General features: G+C 70.2%; 17 protein-coding genes. 12 read left to right on the top strand and 5 right to left on the bottom strand.

The window, feature by feature from the left end; translation table 11 throughout:
- Window positions 1-25: 25 nt before the first annotated feature.
- The 4 genes from ABCU91_RS02400 to ABCU91_RS02385 are packed head-to-tail and all read left to right on the top strand — an operon-like array spanning window position 26 to window position 3,704.
- The gene (locus ABCU91_RS02400) at window positions 26-1,390 is read left to right on the top strand and encodes an APC family permease (protein ID WP_413354651.1); all 1,365 of its coding nucleotides are present in this window, start codon (window positions 26-28) and stop codon (window positions 1,388-1,390) included.
- A 40-nt stretch (window positions 1,391-1,430) separates the two neighbouring features.
- Complete coding sequence (gene cmtR / locus ABCU91_RS02395) at window positions 1,431-1,766, top strand: Cd(II)/Pb(II)-sensing metalloregulatory transcriptional regulator CmtR (RefSeq protein ID WP_406923108.1); 336 nt, start codon at window positions 1,431-1,433, stop codon at window positions 1,764-1,766.
- A complete protein-coding gene (locus tag ABCU91_RS02390; protein ID WP_413354650.1) occupies window positions 1,748-2,413 on the top strand; it encodes a cation diffusion facilitator family transporter in 666 nt (221 codons plus the stop codon). The genes cmtR and ABCU91_RS02390 overlap by 19 nt, the downstream gene beginning before the upstream one ends.
- A gap of 40 nt (window positions 2,414-2,453) precedes the next feature.
- Window positions 2,454-3,704 (top strand): FAD-binding protein, encoded by a 1,251-nt coding sequence (locus tag ABCU91_RS02385; RefSeq protein ID WP_413354649.1) that lies wholly within the window; start codon window positions 2,454-2,456, stop codon window positions 3,702-3,704.
- Window positions 3,705-3,789: 85 nt separating this feature from the next.
- Here ABCU91_RS02385 and ABCU91_RS02380 read toward each other — a convergent pair whose 3' ends face one another.
- Window positions 3,790-5,106 carry a DUF222 domain-containing protein gene (locus ABCU91_RS02380; RefSeq protein WP_413354648.1) on the bottom strand — a complete coding sequence of 439 codons (1,317 nt, stop codon included), beginning with the start codon at window positions 5,104-5,106 and terminating at the stop codon, window positions 3,790-3,792.
- A gap of 188 nt (window positions 5,107-5,294) precedes the next feature.
- On the opposite strand from ABCU91_RS02380, the gene ABCU91_RS02375 reads away from it, so the two are divergent.
- The gene (locus tag ABCU91_RS02375) at window positions 5,295-5,849 is read left to right on the top strand and encodes an NUDIX domain-containing protein (RefSeq protein ID WP_413354647.1); all 555 of its coding nucleotides are present in this window, start codon (window positions 5,295-5,297) and stop codon (window positions 5,847-5,849) included.
- Between the two features lie 3 nt (window positions 5,850-5,852).
- On the opposite strand, the gene ABCU91_RS02370 is transcribed toward ABCU91_RS02375, so the two are convergent.
- Window positions 5,853-6,095, bottom strand: a complete 243-nt coding sequence (locus tag ABCU91_RS02370) for a hypothetical protein (protein ID WP_413354646.1) — start codon at window positions 6,093-6,095, stop codon at window positions 5,853-5,855.
- Between the two features lie 201 nt (window positions 6,096-6,296).
- Between ABCU91_RS02370 and ABCU91_RS02365 the strand changes: the two genes are divergently transcribed.
- Genes ABCU91_RS02365 through ABCU91_RS02345 form a run of 5 tightly spaced genes read left to right on the top strand, consistent with a single transcriptional unit; the run spans window position 6,297 to window position 11,002 of the window.
- Window positions 6,297-7,304 carry an SDR family oxidoreductase gene (locus tag ABCU91_RS02365; protein WP_413354645.1) on the top strand — a complete coding sequence of 336 codons (1,008 nt, stop codon included), beginning with the start codon at window positions 6,297-6,299 and terminating at the stop codon, window positions 7,302-7,304.
- A gap of 26 nt (window positions 7,305-7,330) precedes the next feature.
- On the top strand, window positions 7,331-8,125 hold the full coding sequence (locus ABCU91_RS02360) for a thioesterase family protein (RefSeq protein WP_413354644.1): 795 nt from the start codon (window positions 7,331-7,333) through the stop codon (window positions 8,123-8,125).
- Window positions 8,122-8,982: an SDR family oxidoreductase gene (locus ABCU91_RS02355; protein WP_413354643.1), complete on the top strand. Its 861-nt coding sequence runs from the start codon at window positions 8,122-8,124 to the stop codon at window positions 8,980-8,982. Before ABCU91_RS02360 ends, ABCU91_RS02355 begins: the two co-directional genes overlap by 4 nt.
- A 57-nt stretch (window positions 8,983-9,039) precedes the next feature.
- Complete coding sequence (locus tag ABCU91_RS02350; protein ID WP_413354642.1) at window positions 9,040-9,297, top strand: hypothetical protein; 258 nt, start codon at window positions 9,040-9,042, stop codon at window positions 9,295-9,297.
- Between the two features lie 52 nt (window positions 9,298-9,349).
- Window positions 9,350-11,002, top strand: coding sequence for an FAD-binding dehydrogenase (locus ABCU91_RS02345; protein WP_413354641.1), 1,653 nt, complete (start codon window positions 9,350-9,352; stop codon window positions 11,000-11,002).
- A 12-nt stretch (window positions 11,003-11,014) separates the two neighbouring features.
- Here ABCU91_RS02345 and ABCU91_RS02340 read toward each other — a convergent pair whose 3' ends face one another.
- From ABCU91_RS02340 to ABCU91_RS02330, 3 genes are all read right to left on the bottom strand, one after another.
- The gene (locus tag ABCU91_RS02340) at window positions 11,015-11,596 is read right to left on the bottom strand and encodes a sigma factor-like helix-turn-helix DNA-binding protein (RefSeq protein WP_413354640.1); all 582 of its coding nucleotides are present in this window, start codon (window positions 11,594-11,596) and stop codon (window positions 11,015-11,017) included.
- 98 nt (window positions 11,597-11,694) lie between these two features.
- Window positions 11,695-12,633, bottom strand: a complete 939-nt coding sequence (locus tag ABCU91_RS02335) for a Clp protease N-terminal domain-containing protein (RefSeq protein WP_413354639.1) — start codon at window positions 12,631-12,633, stop codon at window positions 11,695-11,697.
- On the bottom strand, window positions 12,630-12,875 hold the full coding sequence (locus ABCU91_RS02330) for a hypothetical protein (protein ID WP_406923121.1): 246 nt from the start codon (window positions 12,873-12,875) through the stop codon (window positions 12,630-12,632). Before ABCU91_RS02330 ends, ABCU91_RS02335 begins: the two co-directional genes overlap by 4 nt.
- Window positions 12,876-13,004: 129 nt before the next feature.
- Between ABCU91_RS02330 and ABCU91_RS02325 the strand changes: the two genes are divergently transcribed.
- Together ABCU91_RS02325 and ABCU91_RS02320 are read left to right on the top strand one after the other, a co-directional pair.
- Window positions 13,005-13,835 carry an aldo/keto reductase gene (locus ABCU91_RS02325; RefSeq protein ID WP_406923122.1) on the top strand — a complete coding sequence of 277 codons (831 nt, stop codon included), beginning with the start codon at window positions 13,005-13,007 and terminating at the stop codon, window positions 13,833-13,835.
- A 126-nt stretch (window positions 13,836-13,961) separates the two neighbouring features.
- Window positions 13,962-15,473: an MATE family efflux transporter gene (locus ABCU91_RS02320; protein ID WP_133398986.1), complete on the top strand. Its 1,512-nt coding sequence runs from the start codon at window positions 13,962-13,964 to the stop codon at window positions 15,471-15,473.
- Window positions 15,474-15,482: the final 9 nt, after the last annotated feature.

The following is a 15,482-nucleotide window of genomic DNA, read 5'->3' as shown; positions in this document are numbered from 1 at the left end:
CGCGGGACTTGGCTGGAGTGGTGCGATGACAAACGACACCACGGCTGCACCCGCCCAGGAGAAGCCCGGTCTGAAGCGCGCCGTCGGCACGTGGCTGCTGTTCGCCTTCATCGTCGGCGACACCCTCGGCGCCGGCATCTACACGCTCGTCGGCACGATGGCGACCGACGTCGGCGGCGTCATCTGGCTGCCGCTGCTGATCGCGCTCGTCGTCGCGCTGCTCACGGCCGGCACCTACGCCGAGCTCATCACGAAGTACCCGCACGCCGGAGGCGCAGCGCGCTACGTCGACAAGGCGTTCGGCATCCCGTTCCTGTCGTTCCTCGTCGGGTTCCTCATGATGGCTTCGGGCATCACGACGGCAGCCGCTCTCGCGAACGCCTTCGCCGGCGACTACTTCACCGCTCTGGTCGACATCCCGCCGATTCCCGTGGCCATCACGTTCATCGCCCTTCTCACTCTCATCAACCTGCGAGGTGTGAAGGAGTCGCTCGCCACGAACATGGTGGCCTCGATGATCGAGGTCTCGGGCCTGGTCATCGTCATCGTCGTCGCGGCGATCGTCTTCGGCAGCGGCGGCGGCGAGCCGTCGCGCATCTTCGAGTTCGCCCCGGACGTACCGCCGCTCCAGGGGGCGTTCGCGGCATCCATCGTCGCGTTCTTCTCGTTCCTCGGCTTCGAGGCCGCCGCCAACATGGCGGAAGAGGTCAAGAACCCCTCCCGGGCGTACCCGCGGGCGCTGTTCGGGGCGATCCTCACCGCGGCGGTCGTCTACCTGCTGATCGCGATCGGCGCCGTCATCGTCGTCGAGCCCGCCGAGCTCGCGACCTCGACCGGTCCGCTGCTCGAGGTCGTCACCGCCAGTGGGCTCGCCGTCCCGGGGTGGCTCTTCAGCCTCATCGCCCTCGTCGCGATCGCCAACGGCGCGCTGCTGTTCATGGTGATGGCGAGCCGCGTCGCCTACGGTCTGGCCGAGAACCAGCTGCTGCCGCACGCGTTCGGCAGGGTGCTCCCGAAGCGGCGTACGCCGTGGGTCGCGATCGTCGTCGTCGCCGGTGTCACGATGCTCCTCACGGTCGTCGGCGACATCTCGACGCTGGCCAACACGACCGTGCTGCTCCTGCTGCTGGTCTTCCTGACGGCGAACGTGAGCGTGCTCGTGCTGAAGAAGGACAAGGTCGAGCACAAGCACTTCTCGGTTCCGCGCATCGTGCCGATCCTGGCGATCATCGCGTCGATCGTCCTCCTCACCCAGCAGGAAGGGCCGGTCTGGCTGGCCACCGCCGGCTACGTCGTCGTCGGCACGATCCTGTTCTTCATCGCGCGCTACGGCCGACGCCGTGGTGACCGCAAGATCGCCGAACGGACGGGCTCCATCCCCACCGTCTGACCGATCGCGAAAGGGTCAGCACGCGCTGTATAGTCAGCATGTGCTGACCCTTTCTTCTCGCCTCGACGTCATGAACCGCTTGGGACGCGCGATGGCGGATCCGTCGCGGTCCCGCATCCTGCTGTCGCTTCTGGAGCGACCCGGATACCCCGCCGATCTCGCCCGCGACCTCGAGCTGACGCGGACCAACGTATCGAACCACCTCGCCTGCCTGCGCGGCTGCGGCCTCATCGTCGCGACGCCCGAGGGGCGACGCACGCGGTACGACATCGCCGATCCGCATCTGACCGCCGGGCTCGCACAGCTGCTCGACGCTGTCGTCGCGGTCGACGCCGGTGAAGCGTGCGCAATCGACGGATGCCGGTGCTGCGCGTGACGGCTGTCGCCGATGCGTCGCGGATCGAGGTGCTGCGTCGCCGCATCCGGTGGATCGTCGCCGCCACGATCGCGTACAACCTCGTCGAGGCCGTGGTCGCGGTGACGGCGGGGACGATCGCCTCGTCCGCCGCCCTGATCGGCTTCGGCCTCGACTCGACCATCGAGGTGCTCTCGGCAGCCGCGGTGGCGTGGCAATTCACCCGGCGTGACCCGGAGCGCTGGGAACGCGGGACCCTGAGGGTGATCGCCGTCGCGTTCTTCGCGCTCGCGACCTATGTCACCGTCTCGTCGGTGACGGCGCTGATTCTCCGCACCGAACCCGAGACCTCACCGATCGGGATCGTCCTCACGGCGGTGAGCGTCCTCGTCATGCCGTTCCTCTCGCTCGCCGAGCGCCGTGCCGGCACGGAACTCGGCTCGGCGACGGCCGTGGCCGACTCGAAGCAGACCCTCATCTGCACGTACCTGTCGGCGGCGGTCCTCGTGGGACTCGTGGCGAATGCCGCATTCGGCTGGTGGTGGGCGGATGCCGTCGCCGGTCTCGTCATCGCGGTGTTCGCGGTGCGCGAGGGGGTCGAGGCCTGGCGCGGGGATGCGTGCGCGACCTCGGTGGGGATGCTCCTGGAGGGCGAGCACGATCACTGATCCCGATCCGGGGCGGACGCGCGCCCGTAGGCTGGCTCGCATGAGCGACGACGCAGGAGAGAACTGGTCCCGGAACATCCGCTACACGGCGGAGCGGTACGTCGCGCCGAGGACCGTCGACGAGCTGCGCGAGGTGGTCGCGGCATCCGATTCGGTGAAGGCACTGGGCTCGCGTCACTCCTTCACCCGCATCGCCGACACGGGCGGGACGCTCGTGTCGACCGCCGAGCTCGATCTTCCGATCCAGGTGGATGCCGCGCAGAAGCGGGTGCGCGTCGGTGGGGGCGTCCGCTACGGCGAGCTCGCGCAGGAGCTCGACCGGCAGGGGTGGGCGCTCGCGAACCTCGCGTCGCTGCCGCACATCTCCGTGGCCGGCGCGGTGAGCACGGGCACGCACGGGTCGGGTGTGGGCAACCGTTCTCTCGCCGCCGCGGTGACCGGCCTCGAGCTCGTCACCTCAACGGGCGAGCTGGTGCAGCTGACGGATCGCGACGACGCGCTCGCCGGAGCGGTCGTGGGGCTCGGTGCGCTCGGGATCGTGACGACGGTCGAGCTCGCGATCGAGCCGACGTACGAGGTCGCGCAGACCGTGTATGAGAACGTGCCGCTCGAAGCGGTGCGGAAGGCGTTCGACGTCATCGCGGGGTCGGCCTACAGCGTCTCGTTCTTCACGACGTTCCGCGACGACATGTACGTCGACCAGGTGTGGCGCAAGGAGCGCACGGATGCCGCGGCGACGCCGATCCCCGCGGCGCTGCGGGATCGGCAGGCGTCGGGGGCCCGGCATCCGCTCCCCGGTGTCTCCGCGGCGTCGTGCACCGTGCAGGGCGGTAAGGCGGGGCGGTGGCTCGATCGGCTGCCGCACTTCAAGCTCGAGTTCACGCCGTCGAACGGCGAAGAGCTGCAGTCCGAGTTCCTGCTGCCGTTCGGCGATGCCGTGGCTGCGTTCGACGCGGTCCGCGAGCTCTCGGAGCGCCTGAGGCCCGTGCTGCAGGTGTGCGAGGTGCGGACGATCGCAGGCGACGACCTGTGGCTTTCGCCGAGCTCGGGTCGGGATTCGGTCGCGTTTCATTTCACGTGGACCGATGACGAGGCCGGGGTTGCGGAGGTGCTGCCCGAGCTCGAAGCCGCGCTCGCGCCGTTCGGTGCCAGGCCGCACTGGGGCAAGGTCTTCACGCCGCGCGATCCCGCCGAGCTCTACCCGCGCTGGGCGGAGTTCGTGCAGCTGCAGCGCGCGCTGGACCCGCGCGGTGCGTTCCTGAACGACTACCTGCGGGCGCTCGGGCTTTAGGGCAGGGCGCGCTCTCTGTTCGCGGGTCGCGATCGTGGCAGCGCGTGCGTGTTCGCGGGTTGCGATCGTGCCGATCCGCGTCGGTTCAGAAGGGTGCCGGGTCTCCAGGTTGTGCCGGGGCAGGGGTGAAGGCGACGGCCGGGGTCGGGGCGTCTTCTCTGTAGGTCCTGCCGAGGGGTGAGGTCCATTCGAGGACGCCACCCGAGAGTTGTCGGACCCGCCAGGCGGTGAATTGCTTCATCGTGTGATGCCTCTGGCAGAGGTGGGCGAGGTTGGAGAGTTCTGTCTTGCCGCCGAGGGCGTGGTCGTGGGTGTGGTCGACTTCGCAGCGGATGGCGGCGACGCGGCATCCGGGGAACCGGCAGTGCTGGTCGCGGGCTTGCAGGAACCGGCGCATCCCCGAGGGCACGCGGTAGGAATCGGATGCGACCGTGACGCCGGTCGTGGGGTCGTGGAACAGGCGCTCCCAGATGTGCGTCGCCCCGGCCAGCACCCGTGCGGTCGCAGGGTCGATCGGCGAGCGGCCGGTGAGATCGCACGGCCCGTCATCCGCACCGGTCAAGGTCACCGCGGGCACCAAGACCTGTACTCGCGCGCGGATCGCGCCGAGCGGTCCGGCGGTGGTGTCACGGGTGTCGTCGAGCGCGGGTGTGCCTGCGAGCAGGAGGTCGGCGAACACGTCTGCTCGAACCTGATCGGTCGAGCGCGCATCGGTTGCCACGACGTCGGAGCCGGCCGAGCGCTCCTCTCGCGTGTCGACGATCGCCCGCGCCTGCTGCGTCAACCGATCATGAATCCCCTCCGCGATCACCGTCGGGAGGGTTGCGATGAGATCGCTCATCCCGTCCCGCCCTGGGATCAACCGCACGCATCGGCCCGCCGCAGCCTTCTCATGCCGTTCCGCGAAGCTCCGTGGGTGCATCCGGTGGGCCAGGATCTCCAACTCACCTCGCACCCGGTTCGGGGTCTGGCCTTCGCATCGTTCGATCGCGACCTTCTCGAACTCCGCCCACAACTCCGCGGGTAGGTTCACCCCGGCGTCGACGATCGCGCTCACGTGCCCGCGGACGATTCGGCCGGCTTCCCACGCGGCCACCGCCGCCGGGAAACCTTCGATGGTCACTCGGGCTTCCCCGATCCGGCGTTGCACCGTCCGGTCGGTCATTCGCATCGCCCCGGCGACCTCGGCCGAGATGGAGCGCAGGGCCATGTCGTGCAGGAGGACGTTCGCGTCCGCATGAGCGCTCTGCGCCTCCGCCAACCGCCCGGCAGCGGCCAGCACGCGAAGCTCCGCGATCTGCCCCGCAGCGATCCGGCGGCCCACGTCTTCGACGTCCGCAACGATCCCCGCGACGGCAGCGAGATACGCCTCATCATCGGGGGTTTCCATCGCTTCGGTCATACCTCTACTCTCGCACCAACCTCCGACATCCAGACCCGAGAAACCGGCCAGATCCACACCCGGCAGAGACCCCCCAGATGAGAAATCGCTCATCTTCGGAGGCGTCCCGACACCCAGCTCGTCGACGACGCCGGCGCCGGCCAGTGCGGCATCCTGGAACGCACCCCAACCTCCCCTGAACAGGACCCATGCCCCACCTCCACACAGACCCCGGCGACCACGACGCGACGGTCAGCTTCTTCATCGTGCGCACCGACGGTCCGGAGCCTCGCCTGATGTACCACCGGCACCTCAGGGTGCAGAAGCTCATGATGTTCGGCGGGCACATCGAGCGCGACGAGACGCCGTGGGCGGCGGTACTCCGCGAGCTCGTCGAGGAATCCGGCTATCAGCCCGCGCAGGTCCGGGTGCTGCAGCCGCGCATCCGGATGAGGCGGGTGACGGATGCCGCCGCCCACCCCGTCCCGGTGATGTCATCCACTGCCTGCACCTCCGCCGAGCCGGCGCACTTCCACACCGACCTGCTCTACGCCCTCACCACCGACGAGGAGCCCGCAGGCGCACCGGACGACGGCGAGTCCACCGACATCCGTCTGGTCACGCGCAGCGAACTCGATCGCATCCCCGACGAGGACATCGTCGAAATGTGGCGCGAGGCGGGTCGGTTCATCCTCGACGAGATCCTCGGCGCCTGGGAGCCCGTCGCGATGGACGCGTACCCCGGCGCCGCGCCCCTGGTGTAGGCCCTACTCCGCGTCCGTTTCGACCTCGCCGTTCGCGATGGCGTCGGCATAGGTGCGCAGGTCCGGTCCCGGCTCCCAATCGATGAACTTGTCCTTCAGCTTGCCGGTCAGCGCCGCGAACGCCTCATCCGAGGTCATCTCGCCCGATCCTGCGAGGTCCACGACGGCCTCCCGCAGCACCCGGTCGGCGTCGTCGAGGATCTTGGCGCGGGCTTCGTCGTTCCAGCGAATCTCTGAGCTCTTCATGCCGGGACGGTAGCCCGCCGACGGATGCCGACACTCGGGGTTGCGTTCCTCCGCACGATGCGCTTGCGCCTCGTACCCCATCCCCGCATCCCTGGCAACCGGATACCTCCGACGTAGCCGGCACCGAAAGATGGTTGCAGCGGTCGATGTTCGACTCCTCGGGCTGATCACGCCCGGTCGAGCCCCGCGGGAGGAGTCGCCGTGAGCAGCACCACATCCCGAGGCGTCGCCGTCGTCACCGGCGGCAGCGCAGGGCTCGGCCGGGCGATCGTCCGCGAACTGGCCGACCGCGGCTGGGATGTCGCCGTCCTCGCCCGCGGCCGCGACGGGGTGGATGCCGCCACCGCCGAGGTCCGCGCCAAGGGATGCCGCGCACACGGCATCTCGGTCGATGTCGCCGACAACGCCGCCGTCGACGCCGCCGCATCCGAAGTCGAAGCGGAACTCGGCGAGATCGACCTCTGGGTCAACAACGTCATGTCGGGTTCGATCGCCCCGTTCCTCGAGACGACTCCCGAGGACTACGAACGGGCGACCCAGGTCACCTACCTCGGCACCGTGAACGGCACCCGCGCCGCACTGACGCGGATGCGGCCGCGCAATCGCGGTCACGTCATCCAGATCGGCTCGGCTCTGGCGCACCGCGGCATCCCGCTCCAGGCGGCCTACTGCGGCTCGAAGCACGCCGTGCACGGATTCACCGACTCGGTCGTGTCCGAACTCACCCACGAGGGCAGCGCGGTCGCCGTCTCGATCGTCGACATGCCCGCCTTGAACACCACGCAGTTCGGCTGGGTGAAGTCGCCCTTCTCAGAGCACCCGCAGCCGGTCCCGCCGATCTACCAGCCCGAGGTCGGAGCCCGCGCGGTCGCCGACGTCGCGGACAAGCCCCGCCGCCGCACCTGGGTGGGGGAGTCGACTGTCGGTCTCGTCCTCGGCACCCGCGTCGCCGGCCGGTTCATGGACTGGTACCTCGCCAAGAACGCCTGGGAGGGGCAGTTCGCGCCCGACAAGGGCTCGTCGACCACCCCGCCCAACCTGTACGAGCCCGTTCCCGGCGACCATGGGGCGCACGGTGCGTTCGACGACCGGGCGCGCGGCGAGAGCATCCAGACCCGCGCACTCCGGCACCGGCGCGGGCTCTACTCCGCGGCATCCGTCGCCGGCGTCGCCGCCCTGGCCGGGGTCGTGAAGCTGCTGCGGCGCTGACAGCGGCGCAGGTAGCATCCGTACTCGTGCCCGCCTACTTCGAACGCACCGCTTCTGAACGTACCGACGCGACCAGGTTCCAGCCGACGACGTTCACCGGGGGAGCCTGGAACGTCACCGAGCAGCACGTCGCCCCGCCGATCGGCCTCCTCGCCCATGCGATCGAGGTCGATCACGCGGCGCGCAGCCCGCAGCCGATGCAACTCTCGCGGCTGTCGGTCGACATCCTCGGGGTGATCCCGATCGACGAGGTCGAGGTGACCTGCCGCGTGCTGCGCCCGGGGCGGAGCATCGAACTCGTCGAGGCAACGCTCTCGCAGGCGAGCCGGCCGGCGCTCAGCGCGCGGGCCTGGCTCATGCACACCCGCGACACCGACCCGCTCGCGGGCACCGCCCACCCCGCGATGCCCCCGCGCGACGCGATCGGGCCCGTCGACCCGTCATCCGCCTGGCCGGGCGAGTTCATCGCGACCGTCGGCGAGGTGCGACGCCGACAGCAGGAACCGGGCCGTGCACAGACCTGGATCCTGCCGGCCGTCCCGCTTCTCGAGGGAGAACCGGTGTCGACGACCGCGCGGCTCGTCTCGCTCATCGACATCGCCAACGGGATCACACCTCGCGCCGACCCGCGGGAGGTCGCCTTCCCGAACCTCGACCTCACCCTGCACCTGGTCCGCACGCCCGAAGACGGGTGGATCGGCTTCGACACCACCGTCACCTTCGGCGCGACCGGCCTCGGCATGACGCACACCGTTCTGCACGACGAGCGCGGCGTCGTCGGGTCCCTCGTCCAGTCCCTGACCGTGAGGCCGCACCGATGACCCTTCCCTTGGCAGGAAAGACCGCCCTCGTCACCGGCGTCTCGCGCCGACGCGGCATCGGCTTCGCGGTCGCCTGGCGACTCGCAGAGCTCGGCGCGAGCGTCTTCGTGCAGCACTGGCGACCTCACGACCTCGACCAGCCGTGGGGCGGGGACGACCTCGATGCGGTGCGCAGCGGCATCCGCTCGGCCCTCGTCGGCGACGCGAGATTCGGCGACGTCGAGGCGGATCTGACGGATGCCGGGGCGATCCCCGGCCTCATCGACGCCGCGTCCGCGCTGACCGGCCGCCTCGACATCCTCGTCTGCAATCACGCCAAGAGCGGCGACGACGGCAGCATCCTCGACATGACCGCCGACCGGCTCGACGCGTTCTGGGACACGAACGCCCGATCGACGCTGCTGCTCACCGCCGAGTTCGCCCGCCGGCTCGCCCCGCCGCAGCCGGGGCAGCGGCGTCCCGGCGACGCGATCGAGGGCGCGAAGCCCTACGCCGAGCCGACCGGCCGCGTGTTCTGGATGACGTCGGGCCAGGGACACGGCGCGATGTTCGGCGAGGTTGGGTATGCGACGAGCAAGGCGGCGCTCGCGGGCATCACCCGCACGGTCGCGGCCGAACTGCTCGAACTCGGCATCGTCCTCAACACGGTCAACCCCGGCCCCGTCAACACGGGCTACATGGACCCTGACACTGCCGATCGCGACACCTCCGGTCTCGACGAGTGGCTCGCATCGACGCCGTTCGGCCGGGTGGGCGTGCCCACCGATCCCGCCGCGCTCATCGGCTGGCTGTCGACGGCCGAGGGCGCCTGGATCGTCGGTCAGGTCCTCACGAGCGACGGTGGCTTCAGCCTTTAGCGGTGACGCGTGCACGAGCTCCTGGTGCGGAGGCGGCCGATGTGGTGGGATCGGCCCATGACAGCAGGGTCACCCGGGCGCGCGGTGCTCTGGGGAGTGGCCGCGCTGGTCCTCGCGACGATCTTCCTCGCCCCGGTCATCGGCGTCGGACGGTGCGTGGACTCGTCCGTTCCGGACGCGTCGTTCTGCGAGTCCTACACGACCACCTACGCGGGTTTCCGTCTCGACGTCTGGCCCTGGCTGATCGCCGTCGTTCTCATCGTGGTCGTGACCACCGTCGTCGCCATCCGCCGCCACCGCGCCGCGTCAGCCTAGAGTCTCCTCAGCGCCCGTCACCGCAGACGGGCTCGTCGGAGGGGACGCACGCATGACAACGGATGCCGCGGACGCGATCGTCGTCGGAGCGGGACTCGCCGGGCTGGTCGCCGCCTCCGAGCTCCTCGACGCGGGCAAGCGCGTGCTGATCGTCGAGCAAGAGCCCGAGGCGAGCTTCGGCGGGCAGGCGTGGTGGTCGTTCGGCGGGCTCTTCCTCGTCGACTCGCCCGAGCAGCGCCGGCTCGGCGTGAAGGACTCCCTCGAGCTCGCACGGCAGGACTGGTTGGGCTCCGCCGGCTTCGATCGCCCCGAGGACCGCTGGCCCCGCGCGTGGGCCGAGGCGTACCTGCAGTTCGCCGCCGGTGAGAAGCGCGCGTGGCTGCGCGAGCGCGGCATCCGCTTCTTCCCCGTCGTGGGATGGGCCGAGCGCGGCGGCGACCGGGCGACCGCGCACGGCAACTCCGTGCCGCGGTTCCACATCACGTGGGGCACCGGTCCGGGCGTCCTCGACCCCTTCGTCCGCCGCGTGCTCGAGGGGGTCGCCACGGGCCGCGCCCGCATCGCCTTCCGGCATCGCGTCGACCGGCTCGAGGTCGACGGCGGCGCGGTCGTCGGGGTGAGCGGCGCGGTGCTCGCGCCCGACTCCGCCGAGCGCGGCGCTCCCAGCAACCGCGACGAGACGGGCGAGTTCTCGTTCCGCGCCGGAGCCGTCCTCGTCTCGAGCGGCGGCATCGGCGGCAACCACGACCTCGTCCGCGCGCAGTGGCCCGCCCGCATGGGACGCGCCCCCGAGACGATGCTCTCCGGCGTCCCCGCGCACGTCGACGGACGGATGCTGGGGGTCGCCGGGGCCGCCGGCGCCCACCTGATCAACGGCGACCGCATGTGGCACTACGTCGAGGGCATCCAGAACCACAGCCCCGTGTGGCCGAGCCACGGCATCCGGATCCTTCCCGGGCCGTCCTCGCTGTGGCTGGATGCCACCGGTCACCGTCTGCCCACGCCGCTGTTCCCGGGGTTCGACACGATCGGTACGCTCGAGCACATCGTGCGCGGCTGTCACGATCACAGCTGGTTCGTGCTCAACCAGGCGATCCTGAAGAAGGAGTTCGCGCTGTCCGGCAGCGAGCAGAACCCCGACCTCACCGGTAAGGACCTGAAGCTCCTCGCGGGGCGGCTGAAGGCCGGCCGAGCCACGCCTCCGGTCGAGGCGTTCACCGAGCGCGGGGCGGACTTCATCGTCGCCGACACGGTTCCGCAGCTGCTCGAGCGGATGCGGGAGGCATCCGCTCTGCTCGACATCGATCGCGTGCGCCTCGAACTCGAGGCCCGCGACCGCGAGATGACGAACCCGTTCACGAAGGACGCGCAGGTCACCGCGGTCCGGCAGGCCCGGCGCTACCGCGGCGATAAGCTGCTGCGCGTCGCGACCCCCAGTCCGATCGCCGACCCGAAGTACGGTCCGCTCATCGCGGTGAAGCTCCACATCATCACGCGCAAGAGCCTCGGCGGCATCGAGACCGACCTGTCCGCTCGTGCGCTCGCCGCGTCGGGTGTACCGATCCCCGGCCTGTACGCCGCGGGCGAGGCGAGCGGCTTCGGCGGGGGCGGCGTGCACGGCTACCGCGCGCTCGAAGGCACATTCCTCGGGGGCTGCATCTTCTCGGGACGCGCCGCCGGCCGCGCGATGGCTGCCGCCATCTGAGCCGGGATGCCGCTACGCGGCGGCGCCGGTGGGCGGTGGCGGGATGGGGGTCGAGCCGGTGAGGGGCAGTGCGATCGACTCGGCGAGGGGGCGCGCCGCGTCGCGGAGCTGGTCGAGCGCGCTGCGGGTGCGCGCCTTCACCGTGGCGAGGGGGGTCCCGGTCATCTCCGCGATCTCGGGCTGGGTGTGTCCGCCGAAGTAGGCGAGGGAGACCACCTGTTCCTGCTCTTCCGGCAGCTTGCGGAGCGCGCGGTGGCTGGCCGCGGTGCGGTCCGGGGTGTGCGCCCCCGCATCCACGGGCCGCGCCTCGCGCAGGGTCGCAACGGCATGGCGGTGGACGATCGCGAGGATCCAGGTGAGCGCGGCGGTCCGCTTCGCGCGGAAGCGTTCCGCCTCGTGCCACACCGATACGAAAGCGCTCTGCAGCACCTGCTCAGCGAGATGCCGGTCGCCGGTCACGCGCACGGCGACGGCGAAGGCGGCCGCGGACGTCGCGTCGTAGAGACGGGTGAAGGAAGCGACGTCGCCCGAAGCCGACCGAGCGACGAGTCGCCCCAGTGCGGCATCCGTCTCGGGCGCGGGTGTTTCGGACATGACTGAATGGTGCGCTTCCGCAGGGGGCGCATCGAGCTCTTGCCGAGTTCACGCGGGAGTGCTAGCAGCATCCATTCATGTGAATGGCTTGGTTGCGATCAGCGCACCGCAGCCCCAATCGCGGCACCCACCCTGGCCACCTGCATCGCGAGGGCCACCCGGTACAGCGGCGCCATCATCCAGCCGAGCCCGCTCCTGCGGCGACGGTACGTGCGCTCCCACGAGTAGTCGACGTGCACCGTCGTCCCACCCGCGGCCGGCTCCAGGCGCAGGCCGATGCGCCGCGCGTTCGCCTTCGGGGCGTCGGGGTACCGGAACGTCCACGTGACGTGGTGCGCGTCGGCATCCGTCGTCCGGCTGATGGACAGCCGACGGAACGCCGGCTTGCTCTCGACGTCGTCGCGAGGCGCCGCGACCCAGTCGCCATGGGACGCGGCGCTCACGTGGCCCACCGAGTCCTCCCACTCAGGCAGGCGCTCGGGGTCGGACACGAGCGCCCAGGTCTCGTCGAGGGGTGCGGCGACGAACGATGCGGACGACCGGGCGAGCGGATGCCGTCGCTGCACCGTCGTCACCGGCGGCAACGCCGCGGCGGCGTCCAGCCGCGCGCGCAGATCGTCGGCCGTCACGTCCAGGCGGCGTAGCAGCGCCTCGATCGCCCCGCTCGGCTCGTCGAGCAGGCGGCGCAGGATGCCGGCGCTCGTCCCATCTCCCGGTGAGGTCAGCACCCGCTCGGCCACCGGGGACCACGCCCATCCTGCGGAGGGTCCGACGGCGATGGGCCCGGGTGCGAGCCCCGCCCCCGGAGCGCCGAGCGCGGCGAGGTGAGCGGCCTCCTCGGCGGCGACGGCCTCACGGGCTGCTGCGATCGTCACTCCCGCGGCTCGGAGGACCTGGCCAGCATCGGCCTCGTCGAGGGTGAGCGCGAGGAACAGGTGCTCGACACCGAGCTCGGTGCGGCCGGTGCGGGATGCCTCCTCCATCGCATACCGCGTGAGGCGATGTGCGTTCCCCATCGCCGTCGTCATCTTGCTCATGCTCTCCTCCGGGGTACCTCGATGGTCGGATCGATCCGCTTCGCGTACTTCTTGTGCACGGCCTGGCGGGTGACGCCGAGCGCGTCTGCGACGCCTTGCCAGGACATGCCTGCTCGCAGGGCGGCCTCGACCTGTCGGAGCTCGAGGGTGTCGGCGAGGATGCGAAGGGAGGCGACGGCGCGGAGTCCTGCGCGCGGGTCGGTCGTGTCGCTCGCGACCTCGATCGCACTGGGAGTGTCCATGAAGCAACCTTGGTTGACAGGCTTCCGTCTTGTCAACCCAAGTTGCTCGGCGAGCGACGCCGTTGCCGCATCCGTCACGATTCGTCAAGGCATGGGGATCGTTCGCCCTGCGGTGGGAGTGTGATCCCCATGACCGTTCCCACTCTCACACTCAACGACGGACACACCATTCCCCAGCTGGGCTTCGGCGTCTTCCAGGTCGATCCCGCCGAGGCCGAGCGCATCGTCAGCGTCGCCCTCGAAGCCGGTTACCGCCACATCGACACGGCGGCGGCGTACCAGAACGAAGAGGGTGTCGGCCGGGCGATCGCGGCCTCCGGCATCCCTCGCGACGAACTGTTCATCACCACGAAGCTGTGGAACTCCGAGCAGGGTCGCGCCACGGCTCGTCCGGCGATCGAGTCGAGCCTCGAGAAGCTCGGGCTCGACCACGTCGACCTGTACCTGATCCACTGGCCGCGCCCCGACAAGGACCTCTACGTCGAGACGTGGCAGGAGTTCGAGAACTTCCAGGCCGACGGTCTGACGCGCTCGATCGGCGTCTCGAACTTCCACCAGCCGCACCTGCAGCGCCTGTTCGACGAAACCGACACGGTGCCGGCCGTCAACCAGATCGAGCTGCACCCGGCATTCGCGCAGCGCGAGCTCCGCGGCTTCCAGGAGCCGAAGGGCATCCTCACCGAATCGTGGGGGCCGCTCGGTCAGGGCAAGTACGACCTGTTCGGCGAGAAGGCCGTGGCGGATGCCGCCGAGGCCCACGGCGTGAGCCCGGCTCAGGTCGTGATCCGCTGGCACCTGCAGGAAGGCCTCATCGTCTTCCCGAAGTCGTCGACGCCCGAGCGGATCCGTTCCAACTTCGACGTGTTCGGCTTCGAGCTCACCTCGGACGAGATCGCCGCGATCGGCGCACTCGATCGCGGTCTGCGGGTGGGATCCAACCCGGAGACCGCCACGTTCTGAATCCGACAGAGCGAGAGGGCGCCGAGCGATCGGCGCCCTCTTTCTGTGCGACCCCCCTTACGACTCCCAGGGTGACCTCGATACAATCGATCGACCTCGAATCGATTCGAAATCCCGAAAGCCCGCATGGCCACCTCTCTCACGACGGGCCGCCCCTGGCGCGTCATCCTCCTTTTCACCCTGCCGCTGATGATCGGCAACGTGGTGCAGCAGCTGTACCACTTCGCCGACACGATCGTCGTCGGGCGCCTCCTGGGCGTCGACGCGCTTGCCGCCGTCGGCGCGACGGGCAGTCTGCTGTTCCTACTGCTCGGCTTCGCGTGGGGTCTGACGTCCGGTTTCGCGATCCCCACCGCGCAGGCCTACGGAGCGATGGATGCCGACGGTGTCCGCCGCTCGGTCGCAACCGGTGCGTTCCTCAGCGGCATCACGACCATCATCCTGACCGTCGGCGCGCCCCTGATCGCCGAGCCCGCGCTCGTGGCGCTGCAGACCCCGCCCGAACTCCTCGCCGACGCGACGATCTTCACGCAGGTCAGCTTCCTCGGCGCCGGCGCCCTGATGTTCTTCAACTTCCTGTCGGCCGTCATCCGGGCCATCGGCGACTCGCGGACGCCGCTCATCTTCCTCATCGTCTCGTGCGGTCTGAACGTCGTCCTCGTGATCGCCGCCATCGCGTGGCTCGGTCTGGGCGTCGCGGGCGCGGCCCTCGCGACCGTCATCGCCCAGGCGGTCTCGGTGCTTCTGTGCCTCGAGTTCGTGCGCCGTCGCATCCCCGAACTGCACCTGCGGCGCGAGGACTGGCGCATCACCCGTGCCGACATCGTGGCTCACCTCCGCCTCGGTCTTCCCATGGGGTTCCAGGCGTCGATCATCGCGATCGGCGCGCTGACCGTGCAGGTCGCGCTCAACACGCTCGGCGGCGAGGCGATCGCCGCCTACACCGCGGCATCCCGTGTCGACGGACTGGCGGTCGCCCTCCTGCAGTCGATGTCGCTCGCGGTCTCGATGTACGTCGCGCAGAACTACGGCGCCGGTCGCCCCGATCGCATCCGCCGCGGTGTCGTCCAGGCGACGTGGATCGCGCTCGGCGCGGCGGTGGCCCTCGGCATCCTGCTCATCTCGCTCGGCGCACCGATCGTCCGCATCTTTGTCGGCGACGGCGCGGACGAGGTCGTGCACCTCGCGGTGTCGATGCTCGTCATCAACGGGCTGAGCTACACGGCGCTCGGCGTGCTGTTCGTCACGCGCGGCGCCCTCCAGGGCCTCGGCAACGCCGTCATCCCGACGGTCACGGGCGTCGTGGAGCTCATCGCGCGCGCCGTCGCGGCGATCCTGCTCGGCGCGCTGTTCGGCTTCATCGGGGTCGCGTGGTCGAACCCGCTCGCGTGGATCTCGGCCGCCGTCATCCTCATCCCGGCGTACATCCGCGCGCACAAGATGCTCGCGACGATGCCGATGGCGCCCATGACGATCACGCCGACGACGCCGATCGCGGTCATCGGACCGGTCGACGGTTCCATGACGGTCGAGACCGTCGTGACGCAGCCGGTGCCGCTGCCGCAGGTGTCGTCCCGGATGCGGCGGGCCCTGCGTCGTCGCCCCGGCTCGTCGCGTCGCCTCGCCCGCAAGCGCTGAGCTCGGCCC

It is taken from the genome of Microbacterium phoenicis (assembly GCF_047302325.1).
Taxonomy (GTDB): Bacteria; Actinomycetota; Actinomycetes; order Actinomycetales; family Microbacteriaceae; genus Microbacterium.
Note: the sequence above shows the minus strand (reverse complement) of the source record. Positions and strands in the feature narration are given on the sequence as shown.